20 protein-coding genes are annotated in these 22,848 nt (G+C 61.6%); 11 read left to right on the top strand and 9 right to left on the bottom strand.

Going from position 1 to position 22,848, the window contains the following annotated elements:
• Window position 1 precedes the first annotated feature (1 nt).
• Genes yidD through rpmH form a run of 3 tightly spaced genes read right to left on the bottom strand, consistent with a single transcriptional unit; the run spans window position 2 to window position 789 of the window.
• Entirely contained in the window at window positions 2-247 is a 246-nt protein-coding gene (yidD, locus tag ACODS9_RS10215) for a membrane protein insertion efficiency factor YidD (protein WP_312657397.1), read from the bottom strand.
• Complete coding sequence (gene rnpA, locus ACODS9_RS10210; protein WP_031314399.1) at window positions 240-641, bottom strand: ribonuclease P protein component; 402 nt, start codon at window positions 639-641, stop codon at window positions 240-242. Before rnpA ends, yidD begins: the two co-directional genes overlap by 8 nt.
• A gap of 13 nt (window positions 642-654) precedes the next feature.
• Complete coding sequence (rpmH, locus tag ACODS9_RS10205) at window positions 655-789, bottom strand: 50S ribosomal protein L34 (protein WP_003253163.1); 135 nt, start codon at window positions 787-789, stop codon at window positions 655-657.
• A 592-nt stretch (window positions 790-1,381) separates the two neighbouring features.
• Here rpmH and dnaA point away from each other — a divergent pair.
• From dnaA to gyrB, 4 genes are read left to right on the top strand one after another with little or no spacing between them, the layout of a single operon-like run.
• Window positions 1,382-2,908 carry a chromosomal replication initiator protein DnaA gene (gene dnaA / locus ACODS9_RS10200; protein WP_401108053.1) on the top strand — a complete coding sequence of 509 codons (1,527 nt, stop codon included), beginning with the start codon at window positions 1,382-1,384 and terminating at the stop codon, window positions 2,906-2,908.
• 40 nt (window positions 2,909-2,948) lie between these two features.
• On the top strand, window positions 2,949-4,052 hold the full coding sequence (gene dnaN, locus ACODS9_RS10195; RefSeq protein ID WP_046853565.1) for a DNA polymerase III subunit beta: 1,104 nt from the start codon (window positions 2,949-2,951) through the stop codon (window positions 4,050-4,052).
• Between the two features lie 15 nt (window positions 4,053-4,067).
• Window positions 4,068-5,171 carry a DNA replication/repair protein RecF gene (gene recF, locus ACODS9_RS10190; protein ID WP_401108059.1) on the top strand — a complete coding sequence of 368 codons (1,104 nt, stop codon included), beginning with the start codon at window positions 4,068-4,070 and terminating at the stop codon, window positions 5,169-5,171.
• 4 nt (window positions 5,172-5,175) lie between these two features.
• On the top strand, window positions 5,176-7,596 hold the full coding sequence (gyrB, locus tag ACODS9_RS10185) for a DNA topoisomerase (ATP-hydrolyzing) subunit B (RefSeq protein ID WP_401108062.1): 2,421 nt from the start codon (window positions 5,176-5,178) through the stop codon (window positions 7,594-7,596).
• A 74-nt stretch (window positions 7,597-7,670) separates the two neighbouring features.
• On the opposite strand, the gene ACODS9_RS10180 is transcribed toward gyrB, so the two are convergent.
• Entirely contained in the window at window positions 7,671-8,972 is a 1,302-nt protein-coding gene (locus ACODS9_RS10180) for a sigma-54 interaction domain-containing protein (RefSeq protein ID WP_401108064.1), read from the bottom strand.
• 244 nt (window positions 8,973-9,216) lie between these two features.
• Here ACODS9_RS10180 and ACODS9_RS10175 point away from each other — a divergent pair, with 244 nt between their 5' ends.
• Genes ACODS9_RS10175 through ACODS9_RS10165 form a run of 3 tightly spaced genes read left to right on the top strand, consistent with a single transcriptional unit; the run spans window position 9,217 to window position 12,235 of the window.
• Window positions 9,217-10,101, top strand: coding sequence for an MBL fold metallo-hydrolase (locus ACODS9_RS10175; protein ID WP_401108067.1), 885 nt, complete (start codon window positions 9,217-9,219; stop codon window positions 10,099-10,101).
• A gap of 41 nt (window positions 10,102-10,142) precedes the next feature.
• A complete protein-coding gene (locus ACODS9_RS10170) occupies window positions 10,143-11,420 on the top strand; it encodes an NAD(P)/FAD-dependent oxidoreductase (protein WP_489093854.1) in 1,278 nt (425 codons plus the stop codon).
• Window positions 11,417-12,235 carry a sulfite exporter TauE/SafE family protein gene (locus tag ACODS9_RS10165; RefSeq protein ID WP_401108073.1) on the top strand — a complete coding sequence of 273 codons (819 nt, stop codon included), beginning with the start codon at window positions 11,417-11,419 and terminating at the stop codon, window positions 12,233-12,235. Before ACODS9_RS10170 ends, ACODS9_RS10165 begins: the two co-directional genes overlap by 4 nt.
• Here the strand turns inward: ACODS9_RS10165 and ACODS9_RS10160 are convergent.
• Window positions 12,224-13,111 carry a LysR family transcriptional regulator gene (locus tag ACODS9_RS10160; protein ID WP_046857656.1) on the bottom strand — a complete coding sequence of 296 codons (888 nt, stop codon included), beginning with the start codon at window positions 13,109-13,111 and terminating at the stop codon, window positions 12,224-12,226. The two genes, ACODS9_RS10165 and ACODS9_RS10160, sit on opposite strands and share 12 nt — an antisense overlap.
• A 174-nt stretch (window positions 13,112-13,285) precedes the next feature.
• Here ACODS9_RS10160 and ACODS9_RS10155 point away from each other — a divergent pair, with 174 nt between their 5' ends.
• Both ACODS9_RS10155 and ACODS9_RS10150 read left to right on the top strand, forming a co-directional pair.
• Entirely contained in the window at window positions 13,286-14,935 is a 1,650-nt protein-coding gene (locus ACODS9_RS10155; protein WP_401108076.1) for a GMC family oxidoreductase, read from the top strand.
• A 96-nt stretch (window positions 14,936-15,031) separates the two neighbouring features.
• Window positions 15,032-16,651, top strand: a complete 1,620-nt coding sequence (locus ACODS9_RS10150; RefSeq protein ID WP_489093853.1) for an MFS transporter — start codon at window positions 15,032-15,034, stop codon at window positions 16,649-16,651.
• A 206-nt stretch (window positions 16,652-16,857) separates the two neighbouring features.
• Here ACODS9_RS10150 and ACODS9_RS10145 read toward each other — a convergent pair whose 3' ends face one another.
• From ACODS9_RS10145 to glyQ, 4 genes are all read right to left on the bottom strand, one after another.
• On the bottom strand, window positions 16,858-17,628 hold the full coding sequence (locus tag ACODS9_RS10145) for a lysophospholipid acyltransferase family protein (RefSeq protein ID WP_489093852.1): 771 nt from the start codon (window positions 17,626-17,628) through the stop codon (window positions 16,858-16,860).
• A gap of 65 nt (window positions 17,629-17,693) precedes the next feature.
• Window positions 17,694-18,221: a D-glycero-beta-D-manno-heptose 1,7-bisphosphate 7-phosphatase gene (gene gmhB, locus ACODS9_RS10140; protein WP_401108081.1), complete on the bottom strand. Its 528-nt coding sequence runs from the start codon at window positions 18,219-18,221 to the stop codon at window positions 17,694-17,696.
• 4 nt (window positions 18,222-18,225) lie between these two features.
• Complete coding sequence (glyS, locus tag ACODS9_RS10135; protein WP_401108084.1) at window positions 18,226-20,280, bottom strand: glycine--tRNA ligase subunit beta; 2,055 nt, start codon at window positions 20,278-20,280, stop codon at window positions 18,226-18,228.
• Complete coding sequence (gene glyQ / locus ACODS9_RS10130) at window positions 20,277-21,224, bottom strand: glycine--tRNA ligase subunit alpha (protein ID WP_023629852.1); 948 nt, start codon at window positions 21,222-21,224, stop codon at window positions 20,277-20,279. Before glyQ ends, glyS begins: the two co-directional genes overlap by 4 nt.
• A gap of 83 nt (window positions 21,225-21,307) precedes the next feature.
• On the opposite strand from glyQ, the gene ACODS9_RS10125 reads away from it, so the two are divergent.
• Both ACODS9_RS10125 and ACODS9_RS10120 read left to right on the top strand, forming a co-directional pair.
• Entirely contained in the window at window positions 21,308-21,859 is a 552-nt protein-coding gene (locus ACODS9_RS10125; RefSeq protein WP_046853579.1) for a DNA-3-methyladenine glycosylase I, read from the top strand.
• A 41-nt stretch (window positions 21,860-21,900) separates the two neighbouring features.
• Window positions 21,901-22,788 carry a lysophospholipid acyltransferase gene (locus ACODS9_RS10120; protein ID WP_258599658.1) on the top strand — a complete coding sequence of 296 codons (888 nt, stop codon included), beginning with the start codon at window positions 21,901-21,903 and terminating at the stop codon, window positions 22,786-22,788.
• Window positions 22,789-22,848 lie beyond the last annotated feature (60 nt).

Below are 22,848 nucleotides of genomic sequence, written 5' to 3'. Positions count from 1 at the left end.
ATTACTCGGCTATCGAAGAAGTTCGGGAGGAAGGAGCAGGTGGAACGGGATCGAAACCGCCGTCGTTCCACGGATGACAACGCCCCAGGCGACGAACGGCCAGCCACCCACCACGCAAGAGGCCATGCTTTTCAATGGCTTCATAGGCGTAACAGGAACAGCTGGGATAGAAACGACAGTGACTGGCCATCAGTGGACTGATGGCGTAACGGTAAAACTGGATCGGAACGAGGGCCAGTTTACGCATTGTGACTGTCTACCCCTGCGGAATTGGCGACCGCTGGAGAGGGCCGACTGCGGACCAGTCGCTTCCAGAGCTTGCCAAAGTGTTGGTGCAATTCTGGGTTTTCCACTTCGCCCAACCCCTTGCGCGCGACGATCACGATGTCCAGGCCAGCCAACAGCTGCTGGTTCAGGCGAAACGAATCGCGCATCAGGCGTTTCAGGCGATTGCGTTGAACGGCGAGCTTGACGCTCTTCTTGCCGATCACCAGGCCAAGGCGCGGATGATCGAGGCCGTTCTCGCGGGCAAGGATAAGCAGGTTTTTCCCTGGAACCTTGCCGGTTGGGGAGTCGAAGACCGCTTTGAAATGCCGGGGTGTAAGCAGTCGCTTTTCCCGACTGAAGTCCTGACTCACCACCTGTGCCGAAAAATCAAATTGCCAGACGCTTACGGCCTTTGGCACGGCGACGCGACAGAACGGCACGGCCGTTCTTGGTAGCCATACGGGCACGGAAACCGTGGGTGCGGGCGCGCTTGATGGTGCTTGGTTGGAAAGTACGTTTCATGGCGTGTTACCTGGGTTGGTCGACAACGGGCCGGAAGGGCCCCCTTTTTAAGAGATCGGCGATTCTAGAGAAAGCAAGGCAATAGGTCAATTTCCAACCAGCCATTCCTTATGGAAGGTCGAATCAGGGTAGATCGAATCTCCCTCGAACGATGACCGTTAACCCGGGGACAAAACACAGGCAAACAGAAAAAACAAAGAGGCATATAAAAAGCTTTTTTGAAGAACTTATAGATCTTAGCTGGACAACCTTCTGTGGATAAGCCTGCCAAGGCCACGTTTTACAAGCTGTACAGAGCTTCACAACCTTGTCGGTAAAGGGTGCTCTGTCTGTGCGGGCCATGAGGACAACCTGTGGGCTGAATGGGTGTTTATCCACAGAGGTTTTATCCACAGAGCTCAACCCGGGGTTGTGCATAGCCCACAGGTGCCGTTATCCACAGGGCTTATCAACACCGCTTGAGTGATGTAAGCGTCAGTTTTTGGCAGATTTACCGTGATCGCGGTCGCCACCACGTGTGGATAACTGGCCGCCTGCCCGGTACAATGGCGGTTTGTTTTGCCTCATCCGGCTTTCAACTCAGGGGATATCCGTGTCAGTGGAACTTTGGCAGCAGTGCGTGGAGCTTCTGCGCGATGAACTGCCTGCCCAGCAATTCAACACCTGGATCCGTCCGCTACAGGTCGAAGCCGAAGGCGACGAGTTGCGCGTCTATGCGCCCAACCGCTTCGTGCTTGATTGGGTCAACGAGAAGTACCTTGGCCGCCTGCTCGAACTGCTGGGTGAACAGGGCAGCGGCATTGCCCCTGCGCTTTCCTTGTTGATCGGTAGCCGTCGTAGCTCCGCAGCACGTGCTGCCCCCAACGCACCTGTCAGCGCTGCCGTTGCCGCGACCCTTGCGCAGCAGACGCAGGCGCAGCCGTCGATGGCTGCGGTGCAGCATGCAAATGCTCCAGTGGCTGAGCCTGCGCAGGTCGCCGAGGTCGAAGAGCCTTCGAGTCGCGACAGCTTCGACAGCATGAGCGACACCACCACGGCGCCGAAGGTCAACGGGCGTACCGAGCAGCGCACGGTGCAGGTCGAAGGTGCCTTGAAGCACACCAGCTACCTGAACCGTACCTTTACCTTCGAGACCTTCGTCGAGGGTAAATCCAACCAGCTGGCCCGTGCCGCGGCCTGGCAGGTCGCCGACAACCCCAAGCATGGTTACAACCCGCTCTTCCTTTATGGGGGCGTGGGCCTGGGTAAGACCCACTTGATGCACGCTGTGGGTAACCACCTGCTGAAAAAGAATCCGAATGCCAAGGTGGTCTACCTGCATTCCGAGCGCTTCGTGGCCGACATGGTCAAGGCGCTGCAGTTGAACGCGATCAACGAGTTCAAGCGTTTCTACCGTTCGGTCGATGCGCTGTTGATCGATGACATTCAGTTCTTCGCCCGCAAGGAGCGCTCGCAGGAAGAGTTTTTCCACACCTTCAACGCCCTGCTCGAAGGCGGCCAGCAGGTGATCCTCACCAGTGACCGCTACCCGAAGGAAATCGAAGGCCTGGAAGAGCGTCTGAAGTCGCGTTTTGGCTGGGGACTGACGGTCGCCGTCGAGCCGCCGGAGCTGGAAACCCGCGTTGCCATCCTTATGAAGAAGGCCGACCAGGCCAAGGTTGAGTTGCCGCACGATGCCGCCTTCTTCATCGCCCAGCGCATCCGCTCCAACGTGCGTGAACTGGAAGGCGCCCTGAAACGGGTGATTGCCCACTCGCACTTCATGGGCCGCGACATCACCATCGAGCTGATCCGCGAGTCGCTCAAGGACTTGTTGGCGCTGCAGGACAAGCTGGTCAGTGTGGATAACATCCAGCGCACGGTGGCCGAGTACTACAAGATCAAGATCTCCGATCTGTTGTCCAAGCGTCGCTCGCGCTCGGTGGCGCGGCCACGGCAGGTGGCGATGGCGTTGTCGAAAGAGTTGACCAACCACAGTCTGCCGGAGATCGGCGACATGTTCGGCGGCCGCGACCACACCACCGTGCTGCACGCCTGTCGCAAGATCAATGAATTGAAGGAATCCGACGCGGACATCCGCGAGGACTACAAGAACCTGCTGCGTACACTGACGACCTGATGGCCGTCTGCGCAGCTATTTGAAGGCAAGGGACTAGACCATGCATTTCACCATTCAACGCGAAGCCCTGTTGAAACCCCTGCAACTGGTCGCAGGCGTCGTCGAGCGCCGCCAGACCTTGCCGGTTCTGTCCAACGTCCTGCTGGTCGTGCAAGGCCAGCAGCTGTCGTTGACCGGTACCGACCTGGAAGTCGAACTGGTTGGCCGCGTACAGCTGGAAGAACCGGCTGAACCGGGCGAGATCACCGTCCCGGCGCGCAAGCTGATGGACATCTGCAAGAGCCTGCCCAGCGATGTGCTGATCGACATCAAGGTCGACGAGCAGAAGTTGCTGGTCAAGGCCGGCCGCAGCCGTTTCACCCTTTCCACTTTGCCGGCCAATGACTTCCCGACCGTGGAAGAAGGCCCAGGCTCGCTGACCTGCCAGCTTGAGCAGAGCAAACTGCGCCGCCTGATTGAGCGCACCAGCTTCGCCATGGCCCAACAGGACGTGCGTTACTACCTCAACGGCATGCTGCTGGAAGTATCCCCCGGCACCTTGCGTGCCGTGGCCACCGATGGCCATCGCCTGGCGCTGTGCGCCATGCAGGCACCGATCGATCAAGCTGATCGTCATCAGGTCATCGTGCCGCGCAAAGGTATCCTGGAGCTGGCGCGCCTGCTGACAGACCCGGAAGGCATGGTCAGCATCGTTTTGGGCCAGCATCACATTCGTGCCACCACCGGTGAATTCACTTTCACCTCCAAGCTGGTGGACGGCAAGTTCCCGGACTACGAGCGCGTTCTGCCTAAAGGTGGCGACAAGCTGGTAATCGGCGACCGTCAGGCACTGCGCGAAGCGTTCAGCCGCACCGCGATCCTGTCCAACGAGAAGTACCGCGGCATTCGCCTGCAACTGGCCGCCGGTCAGCTGAAGATCCAGGCCAACAACCCGGAACAGGAAGAGGCGGAAGAAGAAATCAGCGTCGACTACAGCGGCAGCTCGTTGGAGATCGGTTTCAACGTCAGCTACCTGCTGGACGTGCTGGGTGTCATGACTACAGAGCAGGTGCGCCTGATTCTGTCGGACTCCAACAGCAGCGCCCTGTTGCAGGAAGCCGGCAATGACGACTCGTCCTACGTTGTCATGCCGATGCGTCTGTAACCCGTAGCAGGCGACATGTCCCTTCGACGTCTCTCGGTCACCGCGGTGCGCAACCTGCACCCGGTGACCCTCTCACCCTCCCCCCGCATCAACATCCTTTACGGCGCCAACGGCAGCGGCAAGACCAGCGTGCTCGAAGCTGTGCACCTGCTCGGTCTTGCGCGTTCGTTCCGCAGCACCCGGTTAAACCCGGTGATCCAGTACGATCAGCCGACCTGCACGGTGTTCGGCCAGGTCGAATTGGCTGAGGGCGGTTTGAGCAACCTTGGTGTGTCGCGGGAGCGCCAGGGGGATTTCACCATTCGCATCGATGGACAGAACGCGCGCAGCGCCGCGCAACTGGCAGAGATGCTGCCTTTGCAGTTGATCAATCCGGACAGTTTCCGGCTGCTCGAAGGTGCGCCCAAAGTGCGCCGGCAGTTCCTCGATTGGGGCGTGTTCCACGTGGAACCCCGCTTCATGGCTACCTGGCAGCGCCTGCAGAAGGCCCTGCGGCAGCGGAACTCATGGCTGCGGCATGGTACACTGGACGCCGTTTCGCAAGCCGCCTGGGATCGAGAGTTATGTCTCGCCAGTGCGGAGATAGATGAATACCGTCGCAACTATATCAAGGCCTTGAAGCCTGTCTTCGAGCAGACCCTGAGCGAACTGGTCGAACTGGACGGGCTGACCCTGAGCTACTACCGAGGCTGGGACAAGGACCGGGAACTCAATGAAGTTCTCGCCGCCTCCCTCCTTCGCGATCAGCAGATGGGCCACACCCAGGCCGGGCCACAGCGTGCTGATCTGCGCCTTCGATTGGGCGCGAACAATGCGGCCGACATTCTTTCGCGTGGGCAGCAGAAGTTGGTGGTCTGCGCCCTGCGCATTGCACAGGGGCACCTGGTCAGCCAGGTTCGTCGCGGTCAGTGTATTTATCTGGTGGATGACTTGCCGTCCGAGCTGGACGAGCAACACCGCCGCGCCCTGTGCCGCTTGCTTGAAGAATTGAACTGCCAGGTGTTCATCACCTGTGTAGACCACGAATTTCTGAGGGAAGGCTGGCAAACGGAAACGCCAGTTGCCTTGTTCCACGTGGAACAAGGCCGTATCACCCAGACCCACGACCATCGGGAGTGAAGGCATGAGCGAAAATCAAACGTACGACTCCTCCAGCATCAAAGTGCTGAAAGGGCTGGATGCCGTACGCAAACGTCCCGGCATGTACATTGGCGACACCGATGACGGCAGCGGCCTGCACCACATGGTATTCGAGGTGGTCGACAACTCGATCGACGAAGCCCTGGCCGGACACTGTGATGACATCACCGTCATCATTCACCCGGACGAATCCATCAGCGTCCGTGACAACGGCCGTGGTATTCCGGTCGATGTGCATAAAGAAGAAGGCGTTTCTGCGGCCGAGGTCATCATGACCGTGCTGCACGCCGGCGGTAAGTTCGATGATAACTCCTACAAGGTGTCCGGCGGTCTGCACGGTGTAGGTGTATCGGTAGTGAATGCTCTGTCCGAACAGCTGGTGCTCACCGTTCGTCGTAGCGGCAAGATCTGGGAACAGACCTACGTCCATGGTGTGCCCCAAGCGCCGATGGCTGTGGTGGGTGACAGCGAAACCACCGGTACCCACATTCACTTCAAGCCTTCGGCTGAAACTTTCAAGAACATCCACTTCAGCTGGGACATCCTCGCCAAGCGTATCCGCGAGCTGTCGTTCCTGAACTCCGGCGTCGGTATCCTGTTGAAGGATGAGCGCAGCGGGAAGGAAGAGTTCTTCAAGTACGAGGGCGGCCTGCGTGCTTTCGTTGAGTACCTGAATACCAACAAGACTCCGGTCAACTCCCAGGTCTTCCACTTCAACGTCCAGCGTGAAGATGGCGTGGGTGTTGAGATTGCCCTGCAGTGGAACGACAGCTTCAACGAAAACCTGCTGTGCTTCACCAACAACATTCCCCAGCGCGACGGTGGTACCCACCTGGTCGGCTTCCGCTCCTCGCTTACCCGTAGCCTGAACAGCTACATCGAGCAGGAAGGCCTGGCGAAAAAGAACAAGGTTGCCACCACCGGTGACGACGCCCGTGAAGGCTTGACCGCGATCATTTCGGTCAAGGTGCCGGATCCGAAGTTCAGCTCGCAGACCAAGGACAAGCTGGTTTCCTCGGAGGTGAAGACCGCCGTGGAACAGGAGATGAACAAATACTTCGCCGACTTCCTGTTGGAAAACCCCAACGAAGCCAAGGCCGTGGTTGGCAAGATGATCGATGCCGCACGTGCCCGTGAAGCGGCGCGTAAAGCGCGCGAGATGACTCGTCGCAAAGGCGCCCTGGATATCGCTGGCTTGCCGGGCAAACTGGCCGACTGCCAGGAGAAGGACCCTGCCCTTTCCGAACTGTACCTGGTGGAGGGTGACTCCGCGGGTGGCTCGGCCAAGCAAGGCCGCAACCGTCGTACCCAGGCGATCCTGCCGCTGAAGGGCAAGATCCTCAACGTCGAGAAGGCACGCTTCGACAAGATGATCTCCTCGCAGGAGGTCGGCACGCTGATCACCGCACTGGGCTGTGGCATCGGCCGCGAAGAGTACAACATCGACAAGCTGCGCTATCACAACATCATCATCATGACCGATGCTGACGTCGACGGTTCGCACATCCGTACCCTGCTGCTGACCTTCTTCTTCCGTCAGCTGCCGGAGCTGGTCGAGCGCGGCTACATCTACATCGCCCAGCCACCGCTGTACAAGGTGAAGAAAGGCAAGCAGGAGCAGTACATCAAGGACGACGAGGCCATGGAAGAATACATGACCCAATCGGCCCTCGAAGATGCCAGCCTGCACCTGGATGAAGCAGCGCCAGCAGTATCTGGTGTCCAGCTACAAGCACTGGTAAACGAGTTCCGCGGTGTGATGAAAACGCTGAAGCGTCTGTCACGTCTGTATCCGGAAGAGCTGACCGAGAACTTCATCTACCTGCCTAAAGTTACCGTCGAGCAATTGGCTGACAAGGCGCAGATGGATGATTGGCTCAAAGCGTTCCAGCAGCGCCTGGACAACAGCCAGCGTTCTGGTTTGGCCTACAAGGCTGACTTGCACGAGGACAAGGAACGTAATATCTGGCTGCCAGTGGTGGAAACCACGTCCCACGGCTTGGCCAGCTACGTCACCTTCAACCGTGATTTCTTCGGCAGCAATGACTACCGCAGTGTCGTCGCCCTCGGCGAAAACCTCGGTACGTTGTTGGGCGAAGGTGCCTACGTTCAGCGCGGTGAGCGTCGCAAGGCGGTCACCGAGTTCAAGGAAGCCCTCGACTGGCTGATGAACGAGAGCACCAAGCGCCACACTATCCAGCGATATAAAGGGCTGGGTGAGATGAACCCGGATCAGCTGTGGGAAACCACCATGGACCCGACCGTGCGCCGCATGCTCAAGGTAACCATCGAGGACGCTATCGCCGCCGACCAACTGTTCAACACCCTGATGGGTGATGCGGTCGAGCCACGTCGCGACTTCATCGAAAGCAACGCTTTGTCGGTGTCCAACCTGGACTTCTGATAAGCGGGCAGTAACGAAAAGCCAATCCCCAGGGATTGGCTTTTTTTTTACGCTCACGAATGTTCCACGTGGAACTACGAAATCCCCAAGTCCTTTAGTCGACGGTACAGCGTACGTTCACTCATCCCAAGGTGGTCAGCCAGCTCACTGCGAGAGCCGTTAAAGGTTTCCAAGGCATGGGCCAGATCGGCCATCTTGTTCCTTCCGCGTCCCCGGTTAACAGGTTGCGTTGTAGTCGGATGGAGCTCCTCCGGAAGATGCTCGGGACGAATCAATCCATCATCCGCAAACAATCGCGCCCGCTCCAGTATGTTTCTGAGCTCGCGAATATTGCCTGGGAAGGTATGAAGAACGAGGCGTTCGAGTGCCTCAGGGCTAACCTTGGGCGCGTGCTTGCCGGCCATGCGTTGCAGCAGGCTCTCACAGAGCAACGGCAAATCCTCGACTCGCTCACGTAGTGACGGCAGGCGAATCGGAAATCCGCTGATGCGGTAATACAGGTCTTCGCGGAATGTCCCTTCGGCGGCCATCTCTTTCAATGGCTTGTGCGTGGCCGAGACCAGACGGAAATCTGAATGGACTGTGCGCGTGCTGCCGACCGGACGGAAGCTTCCGGACTCGATCAGACGTAGCAACTTCACCTGCATGGCCAGCGGCACCTCACCGATCTCGTCGAGGAACAAGGTTCCACCGTGAGCCGCTTCTGCCAGGCCGATCTTGCGCTGAGTCGCGCCGGTGAAGGCGCCCTTCTCATAGCCGAACAGTTCACTTTCGAACAGCGACTCGGTCAACCCGGTGCAGTCCACCACCACCAAAGGGCCATTGGCTCGGGGACTGCCCAGGTGCAAGGCCCGGGCGAACAGCTCCTTGCCCGTCCCGGATTCACCCTGGAGCAAGACCGGAATCTGCGCGGGGGCGGCACGCTGCAGACTGGAAACGGCGTTCTTGAAGGACGGAGCCCGGCCAACCAAACCCTGTTGTTGAGGTTGTGCCGATGCCAGGGTGACGCTGGTCAGCCGCTCGACGAACGCCACCACCCTGCCCTCGTCGTCGAGGATCGGACGCAGTTCTACATCCACATGTTCAGGCCCGCGTGGAGTGTGATGGATGTGCAGCACACGCTCGGGCACCTTGCTGTCCAGCGACTTGCGCAGCGGGCAGTGTTCACCCGCCTGGTCGCAGGGAACGGCATAGTGATGGGAAACCCGATGGCACTTATCGCCGATTGGCGCGTGCTCCTCATTGCCGAACTGGCGACGGTAGGCCGCGTTGGCAGCGAGGATGTTGTAGTCGGTGTCCAGCACGATGCTGGGCAGCACATCGTGTTCGAGGTAGGACACCAGCGCGAGGATCGCGGGATGGGAAGCGGCTAGCATGACAGCACCAGAGGAAGGACCTGGCGAGCGTAACAAGGACTGCCAAACACTGCCATCGGCTGACAGTCGACTGCCAGGAACTGTCACCTTTGGGTTGCTGGAATGAGGGCTGCTGCGCGCCCTTCGCGGCTCGAGACCGTTCCTACGGGGGGAAGGCGTCTATCTGAAAGGCTGGCATGCATCTTGATAAAGCACCTCCCACTGCCTATGCCTTCAAGGAGGCTTGGGACAACTGGAGAGTGCAATGATCATCGGCAACAACCTTCACGTTGAAGAGTTCTTCGACAAGGCGACCTGGACCATCAGCTACCTGGTCATGGATGGCGAGACGCGGCAATGCGCGCTGATCGACAGCGTGCTGGATTACGACCCCAAGTCCGGGCGCACCTGCACCGATTCGGCGGATAAGCTGATCGCCCGCGTCGAGGCGCTGGATGCCAAGGTGCAATGGATCCTGGATACCCATGTGCACGCCGACCATTTGTCCGCGGCGGCCTACCTCAAGGCGCGGCTGGGCGGCAGCATCGCAATCGGTGCGCAGATCACCCAGGTACAGAAAGTCTTCGGCACCCTGTTCAACGCCGAACCGGGCTTTGCTCGGGACGGCAGTCAGTTCGACGTGCTGTTCGAAGATGAAGAAGGATTCCGCATCGGCAACCTGCATGCCCGTGCCCTGCACACCCCTGGGCATACCCCGGCGTGCATGAGCTATATGATCGAGGATGCGGGTGAGACCGCCGTGTTCGTCGGCGACACATTGTTCACTCCCGACTATGGCACCGCTCGTTGCGACTTCCCGGGCGCCAGCGCAAGAACCCTGTACAAGTCGATCCGTCGCCTGCTCGCCTTCCCGGACCAGACCCGGCTGTTCATGTGCCACGACTACCTGCCTGGTGGCCGTGAGCTGTGCTTCGTCACCACCGTGGCCGAGCAACGCGCCGACAACATCCATATTCATCAAGGGGTCAGCGAAGACAGCTTCGTGCAGATGCGCGAAGCCCGTGACAAGACCCTCGACATGCCCGTGCTGATCTTGCCGTCGGTGCAGATCAACATGCGCAGCGGGCAATTCCCCGAACCTGAAGAAAACGGTGTGAGCTATCTGAAGATCCCGCTGAACAAGCTGTAAGTCACGCCGTACCCATAACGAGATTTCCAAGGAACACTGCCATGCCTGCCCTGCCCCCTGCCGATTCCTCCCGTGCCGACCACCACAAGGTGGTGATCGTCGGCGCCGGTGCCGCCGGTATCGCCACCGCCTCCAGCCTGATCGCCCGTGATCCTTCGCTGGATATTGCCCTGATCGACCCCGCCGATGTGCACTACTACCAGCCCGGCTGGACCATGGTCGGTGCCGGTGTGTTCAAGGCGTCGAGTACCGCCCAGACCATGGCCGCCACCCTGCCCCGCGGTGTGCGCTGGATCAAGGCGCGGGTGGACGGCTTCGATCCCCAGGGCCAACTGGTGCTGCTCGAGGGTGGTCGCGCTGTCAGTTATGAACAGCTGGTGGTCTGCCCGGGCTTGAAGCTCGATTGGAATGCCATCGAAGGCTTGAGTGAGACCCTCGGGCGCAACGGCGTCACCTCCAACTACCGCTATGACCTGGCGCCCTATACCTGGCAACTGGTGCAGGACCTCAAGCAGGGGCGCGCCCTTTTCACCCAGCCGCCGATGCCGATCAAGTGCGCCGGGGCGCCGCAGAAGGCGCTGTACCTGTCATGTGACCACTGGCTGCGCAGCGGCCACCTGGGCAACGTGAGGGCCAGTTTCTTCAATGCCGGCGCGGTGCTGTTCGGTGTGCCGGACTATGTACCGGCGCTGATGAGCTACATCGACAAGTACGACATCGACCTGAACTATCAGCATCGCCTGACGGCGGTGGATGGCGCGAACAAGCGCGCTACGTTCGTGCGCACCCTCCCCGACGGCACTACCGAGACCCGCGTCGAAGCCTTCGACATGTTGCATGTGGTTCCGCCCCAGGTGGCGCCTGAATTCATCCGTCAGAGCCCGCTGGCCGACGCGGCGGGTTGGGTGGACGTCGACCCGCACACCTTGCGCCATCGCCAGTTTGGCAATATCCATGCCCTGGGCGACGTGGCCAATACCACCAACGCCAAGACCGCCGCCGCCGCCCGCAAGCAGGCACCGGTGGTGGCCAACAATGTGCTGGTCGCGCTTGGTCGGCTCGCGACCCTCGCGCAATACGATGGCTATGGCTCCTGCCCGCTGACAGTGGAGCGTGGCAAGATCGTCCTGGCCGAGTTCACCTACGGCGGCAAGCTGGCACCGAGCTTCCCGCGGTGGCTGCTCGATGGCCGCAAGCCAACTCGCCTGGCCTGGCTGCTCAAGGCGCAGATCCTGCCGCCGCTGTACTGGAAGGCCATGCTCAAGGGCCGCGAGTGGCTGGCCCGGCCGCAACCTCTGGTGGTCGAGGCGCAACAGTGATCGAGCACCAACTGCTGGGCGCCGGGCTCGGCGCGATCATTGGTGCGGTGTTGGCGCTGACTGGCGCCGGTGGCGGCATCCTCGCGGTGCCGCTGTTGGTGTTCGGCTTGGGTCTGAGCATGGTCGAGGCGGCTCCGATCGGCCTGCTGGCCGTGGGGTTGGCGGCGGCAGTCGGTGCGGTGCTCGGCCTGCGCCAGGGGCTGGTGCGTTATCGGGCGGCACTGTTCATCGCGCTGATCGGGATTGCCTGTGCGCCGTTCGGCTTGATGCTCGCTCACCGTGTGTCCAACACACCGTTGGCCTTGGTCTTCGCCGGGGTGCTGGTGTACGCCTGTTTGCGGATATGGCGCAAGGCAGCACGTGAGCTGCGTGGCGAGTCACCCTGCGGCGAACGGGAGATCATGCCCTGCGTGCTCAACCCGCTGCAGGGGCGCTTGCGCTGGACCCTGCCCTGCGCCCGGGCACTGGCGTTCACCGGGATGCTGTCGGGGTTGCTGTCTGGCCTGTTGGGCGTCGGTGGCGGCTTCGTGATCATTCCTGCCTTGAACCGCTACACCAACCTGAACATGCAAAGTATCGTCTCCACCTCGCTGGCGGTGATCGCCCTGGTGTCCACTGGCAGTGTGGTCAGCGCCAGCGTGGCGGGTGTGATGCATTGGTGGGTCGGCGCACCGTTCGCCGCAGGGGCGGTGCTGGGCTTGCTGCTGGCGCGGCCATTGGCTAGCAAGCTTGCCGGTCCGCGCCTGCAGCAGCTGTTCGCCGTGGTGGGCTGCGGCGCTGCCGTGCTGCTCGCCGGCAAGGCGCTACTCGGCTAGCAACTCATCCTGTTCGGCGGCGCACAGCGCCAGCAGGTAATCCCACACCACGCGCAGGCGCACTGACTTGTGCAGCTCGCGGCGAGTGCAGATCCAGTAGCTGCGCTGGATGGTCTCGCCGGGCAGCACGCGTACCAGCTTGGGATCGTGGCGGGCCATATAGTTGGGCAGCACGGCGATACCCAGCCCGGCCTGGGCGGCGTGCTGCTGGGCGATCACGCTGGTGCTGCGGAACACCACGTTCGGCGCTCGGCAGAAGCTGTTGAGGAACAGCAGTTCCTGGCTGAACAGCAGGTCGTCGACATAACCGATCCAGTTGTGCCGGGCCAGATCTTCACGCGTGTCGAGCGGTGGCGCTTGATTCAGGTATTCCTGGCTGGCGTACAGGGCGAGACGGTAGTCGGTGAGCTTGCGAGTGATAAGCAGGTCAGCGTTGGGTCGTTCCAGGTGGATGCTGATCTCGGCTTCGCGGTTGAGGATACTCACGAACCGAGGCACCGCCACCAGTTCCACTTCCAGCCCCGGGTAACGTTGGAACAGTGCCTTCATGCGCGGAGTGAAGAACATGATGCCGATGCCTTCGGTCACGCCAAGGCGGATCTTGCCCAGCGGCGTGATGGCCTGGGTGATCTCTTCCTGAGCCAGCAAGGCGACGTTCTCCATGGCTTCGGCATGCTTGAGCAGGGCCTGGCCCGAGGGGGTGAGCTCGTAGCCCTGGGCGTGCTGGACGAACAGCGCGGTACCAAGGTGCTTTTCGATGCTCTCGATATGCCGGGCCACGGTGCTGTGGGTGGTGTTGAGGCGCTTGGCGGCGCTAAGCAGGCGGCCGCTGCGCTGCAACTCGAGGAAAAACCGCAGATCGTTCCAGTCGAACATGGGCGTCCTTGGATGTGCTGGCTGTCGAAGCCATCGCGGGGCAAGCCCGCTCCCACAATCGGATAGTCGCTGTGCTAAAACGCACAACGGCTGCGCGAAATCTCGTGTTTCCTCCGCGAAATTAATCAATAAGATGGATCGGGACAAGAATAATAATCAGGCGCGAGGTTGCACATGCCATCAGCCGATTCTGTCTACGACTACGTGGTCGTGGGTGCCGGTCCCGCCGGTTGCCTGCTGGCCAATCGCTTGTCCGCCGATCCATCCTGCCGCGTGTTGCTGCTCGAGGCGGGTGGCCGTGACAACTATCCCTGGATTCATATCCCCGTCGGTTACCTCTACTGCATCGGCAATCCACGTACCGACTGGTGCATGAAGACCGAGGCCCAGCCTGGGCTGAACGGGCGTGCCCTGGGCTATCCGCGGGGCAAGGTGCTGGGTGGCTGTTCATCCATCAACGGCATGATCTACATGCGCGGCCAGGCCGCCGACTATGACCGTTGGGCCGAGCAAGGCAACGAAGGCTGGGCATGGAAGGATGTGCTACCGCTGTTCAAGGCCAGCGAGAGCCACTATGCCGGTGCCAGCGATAGCCATGGCGCAGACGGTGAATGGCGGGTCGAGCAGCAGCGCTACAGCTGGCCGATCCTCGATGCCTTTCGCGATGCGGCCGAACAGAGCGGCATCGCCAGGATCGACGACTTCAATACAGGCGACAACGCCGGTTGTGGATACTTTCAGGTCAACCAGCGCAGCGGTGTGCGTTGGAACTCGGCCAAGGCATTTCTCAGGCCCATTCTCAAGCGCCCGAACCTGACCGTGCTGACCGGCGTGCAGGTCGACCAGGTGTTGCTCGGCAACACCCGCGCCCGGGCTGTAAGGGCGCTGTGGCAAGGTGCATGGCATGAGTTCGCGGCACGCCGCGAGATTATTCTCTGTGCAGGTTCGGTCGGTTCGCCCGGGATCCTGCAGCGCTCGGGGATCGGCCCACGCAAACTGCTCGAAGGGTTGGGCATCGCCGTGCGTCACGATATGCCTGGTGTCGGCGGCAACCTGCAGGACCATCTGCAGCTGCGGTTGATCTACCAGATCCAGAACACGCGCACCCTCAACCAGATGGCCAACAGCCTGTGGGGCAAGCTGGGCATGGGCCTGCGCTATGCATACGACCGCAGTGGACCACTGGCCATGGCGCCGAGTCAGTTGGGTGCGTTCGCCCGTTCGAGCCCAGAGCAAGAGACAGCCAACCTTCAGTATCACGTCCAGCCCTTGTCGCTGGAGCGCTTCGGCGAGCCGCTGCACCGGTTCCCGGCCTTCACCGCGTCGGTATGCAACCTGCGCCCGGCCAGCCGGGGGCGGATCGATATCCGCTCGGCGGACATGAATGCCGCGCCGCTGATCGACCCCAACTACCTCAGCGCCCCCGAGGACCTGCGCGTGGCCGCCGATGCCATCCGCCTTACCCGGCGCATCGTCCAGGCCCCTGCCCTGGCTGCCTTCGAACCCCGCGAGTACCTGCCAGGCCCTGCCCTGCAGAGCGAAGAAGACCTGCACCAGGCCGCCGGCCAGATCGGCACCACCATCTTCCATCCGGTAGGTACCTGCCGCATGGGCAGTGGTGCGCTCGATGTTGTGGATAACCAGCTGCGCGTGCACGGTATTCCGGGCCTGCGTGTGGCGGATGCCTCGATCATGCCGCAGATAGTCTCCGGCAATACCTGTTCACCCACGTTGATGATTGCCGAAAAGGCGGCACAACTGATCCTCAAGGGGGCCAACACCCAGACCAACCTCAGCGACAGCAACGCGATACCGACGCCCTGACCCGGGTGTGTGCAACAGCGGCAGCGCGGTCAGCGGCTGCCGGCAGTGGAACAACAAGAATAATCACTGTGGCCCCAAGGGCCGAGGACAGCAACGATGTCGGATTACATCCAGGAACAGGGTGCGGTGGCGAGCAGCCCGAGCCGCCGTGAGGAACGCAAGATCATTTTCGCGTCATCCCTCGGGACAGTGTTCGAGTGGTATGACTTCTTTCTCTATGGCGCCTTGGCGGCGGTGATCAGCAAGCAGTTCTTTGCAGGGGTCAACGACACCACCGCGTTCATCTTTGCCTTGATGGCCTTCGCCGCCGGTTTCCTGGTGCGCCCGTTCGGCGCCTTGGTGTTCGGCCGTCTGGGGGACATGATCGGGCGCAAGTACACCTTCCTGGTGACCATCGTACTGATGGGCCTCTCGACCTTCGCCGTCGGTCTGCTGCCCACCTATGCCAGCATCGGTATCGCCGCGCCGATCATCCTCGTCATACTGCGCATGCTCCAGGGACTGGCGCTGGGCGGTGAATACGGCGGTGCGGCCACTTACGTGGCCGAACACGCCCCGCCCGGCAAGCGCGGTTTCCACACCGGTTTCATACAGTCCACCGCCACACTCGGCCTGCTGTTGTCGTTGATCGTGGTCCTGGCCAGTCGCTACATCAGCGGCGATCAGTTCGAGACCTGGGGCTGGCGTCTGCCGTTCCTGCTATCGATCGTCCTGCTGGCGATCTCCACCTGGATCCGCATGAGCATGCACGAGTCGCCGGCGTTCGTGAAAATGAAAGCCCAGGGCAAGATAAGCAAGTCGCCGATCCGCGAATCGTTCACCTCCTGGCCGAACCTCAAGGTGGTCCTGACCGCGCTGTTCAGCATCAACGCCGGGCAAGCGGTGACCTTCTACACCGCACAGTTCTATGTGCTGTTCTTCATGACCCAGATGCTCAAGATGGACCCGGCCCAGGCCAATACCCTGTTGATCATCAGCGTGGTGATCGGCGCGCCGTTCTTCGTGTTCTTCGGCTGGCTGTCGGACCGTATCGGGCGTAAGCCAATCCTCATGGTCGGCCTGCTGCTGGCCACCGTGTGCTACTTCCCGATGTTCAAGGCGCTGAGCCATTACGCCAACCCGCAGATCGACGCCGCCAGCCGGGAAGCGCCCATCGTCGTCAGCGCCAACCCGCAAGGCTGCACCTTCCAGTTCGACCCGGTGGGCAAGGCCCGTTTCGACAGCCCCTGCGACAAGGTAAAGACCTTCCTGGTCAAACAGGGCCTGCCCTACAGCTCGGTCGAGGCTGCCGGCAGCGAAGTGCAGGTGAGCATCGGTGACAAGACCATCAACGGCTTCGACGAGGCGGCCATGCGCAGCGCCATCGAAGCGGCTGGCTATCCGGCCAAGGCCGACCCGGCGCATGTGAACCAGGTGATGGTGGTGGTGCTGATCGTTGCCATGATCCTGATCGCCACCATGACTTACGGGCCACTGGCGGCGGTCATGGTCGAGCTGTTCCCGACGCGGATCCGCTATACCTCGATGTCCCTGCCCTACCATATCGGCAACGGCTGGTTCGGTGGCTTCCTGCCAACGGTGTCGTTCGCGTTGGTGGTGTACACCGGGGATATCTTCTATGGACTGTGGTATCCGGTGCTGATCACCGGAGTGAGCCTGGTGGTGGGGATCTTCTGCCTGAAAGAGACCAAGGACGTGGATATCGACAAGGTGTGAGGATTGCTCTGGGGGCAAGCCCGCTCCCATGCGTCTGAGAAGCGCACAAAAAAACCGGCGTAAAAGCCGGTTTTTTTATAGCGCGAAAAAACTTATGCACGATTTTAGCAAAAACGTCATACATGGAAATAAACAGCTAATTCAACAACTTAGCATGTATTCACGATCATCCATGCAAAACTTGCTAACAAGTTATCCACAGATCGTCAGGCTGGCTGCTGCTCCGGGTTTTCCGCCAGCGGCGGCAGTGAACCCATGGCTCGCTGGGTCGCTTCGTTCCAGGCCTGGGCGCGGTCGTTCAGCTCGGCGATGGCACGTGGGCCAGTGCCCACTGCATACATCGGTTCACCGATCACCACCTCGATAGTTCCCGGGCGCTTGCCCCAGCCTTCACGCGGCCAGAACTTGCCGGCGTTGTGGGCAATCGGCAGTACCGGCAGGCCGGCGTTGACCGCCAGGGCGGTACCGCCGCGGGAGAACTTGCCGATCTGGCCATGGGGCACGCGGGTGCCTTCGGGGAAGATCAGCACCCAGATGCCTTGCTTGAGCAGCTCGTCGCCCTGGCTGGCGACCTGGCGCAGCGCTTCCTTGGGGTTCTTGCGATCGATGGCGATCGGCCGCAGCATGGCCATGGCCCAACCGAAGAACGGCACGTATAGCAGTTCGCGCTTGAGCACCTGGCTAAGCGGCGAGAAATACGCGGAGAGCAGGAAGGTTTCCCAGGTGCTCTGGTGGTTCGACAGGATCACGCAAGGTACTTTCGGCACGTTTTCGGCACCGGTGATCTTGTAGTCGATGCCCAGGACCGTGCGCACCAAAAACAACGCACAGCGGCACCAGTACACGTTGATGAACTTGTAGCGCTTGGGGAACGGCAGGAAGGGCGCGACGAAGAAGCTCAGCGAGCACCACAGCAGCGAACTGGTGCCCAACAGCAGGTAAAAAAGAAAGATTCTGATCGCCTGCAGGATCGACATAGTGGCATGTACCGTTGCGGGGCGTGCCCGCCTAATGAAAAGTGCGCCGTTCCTGGCGCACTCATTTAAATAAGTTCTCTGGCGATGGCTGCCAGATCGTCGAAAATCAGTGTAGTTTGCGGGACGCCTTTTTCCAGGGTCCTCTCGCCCTTGCCGGTTTTTACCAGCACGGGTTGTGCATCGACGGCCAGGGCCGCCTCCAGGTCACCTTTGCTGTCGCCAACGAACCACACGCCGGCCAGGGGCACCTGGTAATGCTCGGCAATGGTCCGCAGCATGCCGGGTTTGGGCTTGCGGCATTCGCAGCCCTCGTCCGGGCCGTGCGGGCAATGCACGATCAGGCCGACCTCGCCGCCCTGCTCGGCCACCAGCGCGCGCAGGCGCGCATGCATGGCCTCGAGGGTTTCCAGCGGGTAGTAGCCGCGGGCAATACCGGACTGGTTAGTGGCCACGGCCACCGTCCAGCCCGCCTTGCTCAACTGCGCGATGGCCTCGATCGAGCCGGGAATGGGGATCCACTCCTCCAGCGACTTGATGTAGGCGTCGGAGTCGTGGTTGATCACTCCGTCTCGATCAAGAATCAGCAGTTTCAACGACTTACCCCAGCAGCGAGATATCGGCCACGCCCAGGAACAGACCGCGCAGGCGGCTGAGCAGGGCATAACGGTTGGCGCGTACCTTGGCGTCCTCGGCATTGACCATCACCGCCTCGAAGAAGGCGTCGACCGGGTCACGCAGGGCAGCCAGGCGGGCCAGTGCTTCGCTGTACTGGCGGGCGGCCGCCATCGGTTGCACGGCCTGGTCGGCCTGCTGGATGGCCGAGTACAGGGAGAACTCGTTGGCGTTGTCGAAGTACTTCGGCTCGACCTGATCGGCGATGGCGCCTTCGGCCTTGCTCAGCAGGTTCGACACACGCTTGTTCGCCGCGGCCAGGGCTTCGGCTTCCGGCAGCTTGCGGAAGGCCTGCACGGCCTGCACGCGCTGGTCGAAGTCCAGCGCCGAGCCCGGCTTCAGGGCACGCACCGACAGGTAGGTGGAGACGTCGATGCCTTCGTCCTCGTAGCGTGCGCGCAGGCGGTCGAAGACGAACTCCAGTACCTGCTCGGACAGGCCGGCGGCCTTGACCTTGGCACCGAACTGCTTGACCGCGAACTCGACCGCGACATTCAGGTCCAGGTCCAGCTGCTTCTCGATCAGGATACGCAGCACGCCGAGGGCGGCACGGCGCAGGGCGTATGGGTCCTTGCTGCCGGTGGGCAGCATGCCGATGCCGAAGATACCGACCAGGGTGTCGAGCTTGTCGGCGATGGCCACGGCGGCACCGGTGAGGGTCTGCGGCAGCTCGGCGCCAGCGCCGCGCGGCATGTACTGCTCGTTCAGCGCCAGGGCGACGTCTTGTGGCTCGCCATCGTTGAGGGCGTAGTAGTAGCCGGCAATACCCTGCATTTCAGGGAACTCACCGACCATTTCCGAGGCCAGGTCGCACTTCGACAGCAGGCCGGCACGACCAGCGTTGGCGGCGCTGCCACCGATGTACGGGGCAATGAAGGCGGCCAGCTTGGAGACGCGCTCGGCTTTTTCGAACACGGTACCCAGCTGAGCCTGGAACACCACGTTCTTCAGGCGCTCGTTGAAGCTTTCCAGGGGCTGCTTCTTGTCCTGCTTGAAGAAGAACTCGGCGTCGGTCAGGCGCGGGCGCACGACCTTCTCGTTGCCCTGCACGATCTGCTTGGGATCACGGCTCTCGACGTTGGCCACGGTGATGAAGCGCGGCAGCAGCTTGCCTTCGCTGTCCAGCAGGCAGAAGTACTTCTGGTTGTCCTGCATGGTGGTGATCAGCGCTTCCTGCGGCACCTCGAGGAAACGCTCCTCGAACGAGCAAACCAGCGGCACCGGCCACTCGACCAGGGCGGTCACTTCGTCCAGCAGCGCCGGCGGCACGATGGCGGTGCCTTCCTGCTGCATGGCCAGCTCTGCGGTGCGCTTGCTGATCAGTTCGCGACGCTCGGCAAAGTCGGCAAGCACGTGGGCCTTGCGCAGGTCCTCGACGTAGTTGGCCGGGGTGGTGATGAGTACGTTTTCCGGGTGGTGGAAGCGGTGGCCACGGGATTCACGGCCGGCTTTCTGGGCCAGGATGGTGCAGTCGACGACCTGATCGCCCAGCAGCATCACCAGCCACTGGGTCGGGCGCACGAACTCTTCACGGCTGGCGCCCCAGTGCATGCGCTTGGGGATCGGCAGGTCGTTGAGCGAATCCTCGACGATGGTAGGCAGCAGGCTGGCGGTGGCCTTGCCCGGAATGTGCTGGGAGAAGCGCAGCTTCGGGCCGCTCTGGTCGATGTCCGACAGCTCGACGCCGCACTTCTTGGCAAAGCCCAGGGCGGCCTGGGTCGGCTGGCCTTCGGCGTTGAATGCGGCCTGCACGGGCGGGCCGTCGATGTTGATGCTGCGGTCCGGCTGCTGCACATCCAGCTGGCGGATAAGCACGGCCAGGCGGCGCGGCGCGGCGTAGACCTGCTTGCCGGTGTAGTTCAGGCCGGCGGCCTGCAGGCCTTTCTCGATGCCGGCGAGGAAAGCGTCGCCCAGCGTGGCCAGGGCCTTGGGTGGCAGCTCTTCGGTGCCCAGTTCAACCAGGAAATCTTGAGCACTCATTGTGCAGCCTCCAGCTTAGCCAACACTTCGTCACGCAGTTCAGGGGTGGCCATCGGGAAGCCCAGGCGTGCGCGAGCTTGCAGATAGCTTTGCGCCACGTCCCGGGCCAGGGTACGTACGCGCAGGATGTAGCGCTGGCGCTCGGTCACCGAGATGGCGCGGCGGGCGTCCAGCAGGTTGAAGGTGTGCGAGGCCTTCAGGACCATTTCATAGGTCGGCAGCGGCAGGTCCAGCTTGATCAGGCGGTTCGCTTCGCTTTCGTAGAAGTCGAACAGTTCGAACAGCTTCTCGACGTTGGCGTGCTCGAAGTTGTAGGTCGACTGCTCCACTTCGTTCTGGTGGAACACGTCGCCATAGGTGACCTTGCCGAACGGGCCGTCGGCCCACACCAGGTCGTAGACCGAGTCCACGCCCTGGATGTACATGGCCAGGCGCTCCAGGCCGTAGGTGATTTCACCAGTGACCGGGTAGCACTCGATACCGCCGACTTGCTGGAAGTAGGTGAACTGAGTCACCTCCATGCCATTCAGCCAGATTTCCCAGCCCAGGCCCCAGGCGCCGAGGGTTGGCGATTCCCAGTTGTCTTCGACGAAGCGAATGTCGTGAACCAGCGGGTCGATGCCGATGGCCTTCAGCGAGCCGAGGTACAGCTCCTGGAAGTTCGCCGGGTTTGGCTTGAGCACCACCTGGAACTGATAGTAGTGCTGCAGGCGGTTGGGGTTTTCGCCATACCGCCCGTCGGCAGGGCGACGGCTGGGCTGCACATAGGCGGCGTTCCAGGTCTCCGGGCCCACGGCGCGCAGGAAGGTAGCGGTGTGGAAAGTGCCGGCGCCTACTTCCATATCGTAGGGCTGAAGCACCACACAACCTTGAGCTGCCCAGTAGTTCTGCAGGGCGAGGATCAGGTCTTGGAAGGTACGCACGGCTGGCGTAGGCTGGCTCACGAAATTCACCTGTATCTGGGGATGCGGATGTAAAGAGCGGGAGTATACCCGATTCGCCTCGCCCTCTACGTTATTGGAGCCTTATGCCACGCTGCTTTTGGTGTTCCGACGATCCGTTGTATCAGGCCTATCACGACCACGAGTGGGGAACGCCGCAGCGCGACCCGGCGTTGCTCTTCGAGATGCTTTTGCTCGAAGGGTTCCAGGCGGGGTTGTCGTGGATCACGGTATTGAAGAAGCGCGAGCGCTATCGTGAGGTGCTGCACGGCTTCGATCCGCTGAAACTGTCGCAGCTCAGCGATGAACGCATCGAGGAGCTTATGCTGGATGCTGGCATCATCCGCAACCGCCTCAAGCTCAAGGCCGTGCGCCGCAATGCCCAGGCCTGGCTGGCTGTGGATAACCCCGCCGAGTGGCTATGGTCGTTCGTCGGCGGCGCGCCGAAGATCAACCATTTCCAGGGGCGTGGCGACGTGCCGGCGGTCACCGACGAGGCCAAGGCGATGAGCAAGGCCTTGCAGAAGGCTGGCTTCACTTTCGTCGGGCCGACAATCTGCTACGCCTTCATGCAGGCCACCGGCATGGTCATGGACCACACCACCGACTGCGATCGCTACGCCGCGCTGGTGCGCTGACGGGGTACAATGCGCGCCTTGCTGAAATAAGGAATTCGCCTGTGGAAAAGTTCAAGGGCGCCCTGATGGTCGGGGTGCTGCGCCTGTTTGCCAAGCTGCCCTGGGGCGCCGTGCAGCGCGTCGGCGCCGGTATCGGCTGGCTGATGTGGAAAATCCCCAACGGCTCGCGCAATGTCGTGCGCATCAACCTGGCCAAGTGCTTCCCGGAGATGGACCCGGCCGAGCGTGAGCAACTGGTCGGCCGCGCGCTCAAGGACATCGGCAAGTCGTTCGTCGAAAGCGCCTGCGCCTGGATCTGGCCGCCGCAGCGCTCGCTCGACCTGGTCAAGGAAGTGCACGGCCTGGAAGTGCTGGAGCAGGCCCTGGCCTCGGGCAAGGGCGTGGTCGGCATCACCAGCCACCTGGGCAACTGGGAAGTGCTCAACCACTTCTATTGCAACCAGTGCAAACCGATCATCTTCTACCGCCCGCCCAAGTTGAAGGCGGTGGATGACCTGCTGCGTGAACAGCGGGTGCAAATGGGCAACCGCGTGGCGCCTTCGACCAAGGAAGGCATTCTCAGCGTGATCAAGGAAGTGCGTCGGGGTGGTCAGGTGGGGATTCCCGCGGACCCGGAGCCGGCCGAGTCGGCAGGCGTGTTCGTGCCGTTCCTGGGGACCCAGGCGCTGACCAGCAAGTTCGTGCCGAACATGCTCGCCGGCGGCAAGGCGGTCGGGGTGTTCCTGCACGCCCTGCGCCTGCCCGATGGTTCGGGCTTCAAGGTGTTCCTGGAGGCGGCGCCAGAGGCCATGTACAGCACCGATGTGAATGAATCGGCGGCAGCCATGAGCAAGGTGGTCGAGCGTTATGTGCGCGAGTACCCGAGCCAGTACATGTGGAGCATGAAGCGCTTCAAGAAGCGCCCGGCGGGTGAGCCTCGCTGGTATTGATAGTACCGTGGGGGGGGGGGGGGGGGGGGGGGGGGGGGGGGGGGGGGGGGGGGGGGGGGG

It is taken from the genome of Pseudomonas sp. FG36 (assembly GCF_057809275.1).
This window is presented reverse-complemented; position numbering and strand designations above follow the sequence as displayed.

Coding starts and splice junctions, on each gene's coding strand:
- yidD (WP_312657397.1), bottom strand. CDS start 247: ATGCGTAAACTGGCCCTCGTTCCGATCCAGTTTTACCGTTACGCCATC.
- rpmH (WP_003253163.1), bottom strand. CDS start 789: ATGAAACGTACTTTCCAACCAAGCACCATCAAGCGCGCCCGCACCCAC.
- dnaN (WP_046853565.1), top strand. CDS start 2,949: ATGCATTTCACCATTCAACGCGAAGCCCTGTTGAAACCCCTGCAACTG.
- recF (WP_401108059.1), top strand. CDS start 4,068: ATGTCCCTTCGACGTCTCTCGGTCACCGCGGTGCGCAACCTGCACCCG.
- gyrB (WP_401108062.1), top strand. CDS start 5,176: ATGAGCGAAAATCAAACGTACGACTCCTCCAGCATCAAAGTGCTGAAA.
- ACODS9_RS10180 (WP_401108064.1), bottom strand. CDS start 8,972: ATGCTAGCCGCTTCCCATCCCGCGATCCTCGCGCTGGTGTCCTACCTC.
- ACODS9_RS10175 (WP_401108067.1), top strand. CDS start 9,217: ATGATCATCGGCAACAACCTTCACGTTGAAGAGTTCTTCGACAAGGCG.
- ACODS9_RS10170 (WP_489093854.1), top strand. CDS start 10,143: ATGCCTGCCCTGCCCCCTGCCGATTCCTCCCGTGCCGACCACCACAAG.
- ACODS9_RS10160 (WP_046857656.1), bottom strand. CDS start 13,111: ATGTTCGACTGGAACGATCTGCGGTTTTTCCTCGAGTTGCAGCGCAGC.
- ACODS9_RS10155 (WP_401108076.1), top strand. CDS start 13,286: ATGCCATCAGCCGATTCTGTCTACGACTACGTGGTCGTGGGTGCCGGT.
- ACODS9_RS10150 (WP_489093853.1), top strand. CDS start 15,032: ATGTCGGATTACATCCAGGAACAGGGTGCGGTGGCGAGCAGCCCGAGC.
- ACODS9_RS10145 (WP_489093852.1), bottom strand. CDS start 17,628: ATGTCGATCCTGCAGGCGATCAGAATCTTTCTTTTTTACCTGCTGTTG.
- glyS (WP_401108084.1), bottom strand. CDS start 20,280: ATGAGTGCTCAAGATTTCCTGGTTGAACTGGGCACCGAAGAGCTGCCA.
- ACODS9_RS10125 (WP_046853579.1), top strand. CDS start 21,308: ATGCCACGCTGCTTTTGGTGTTCCGACGATCCGTTGTATCAGGCCTAT.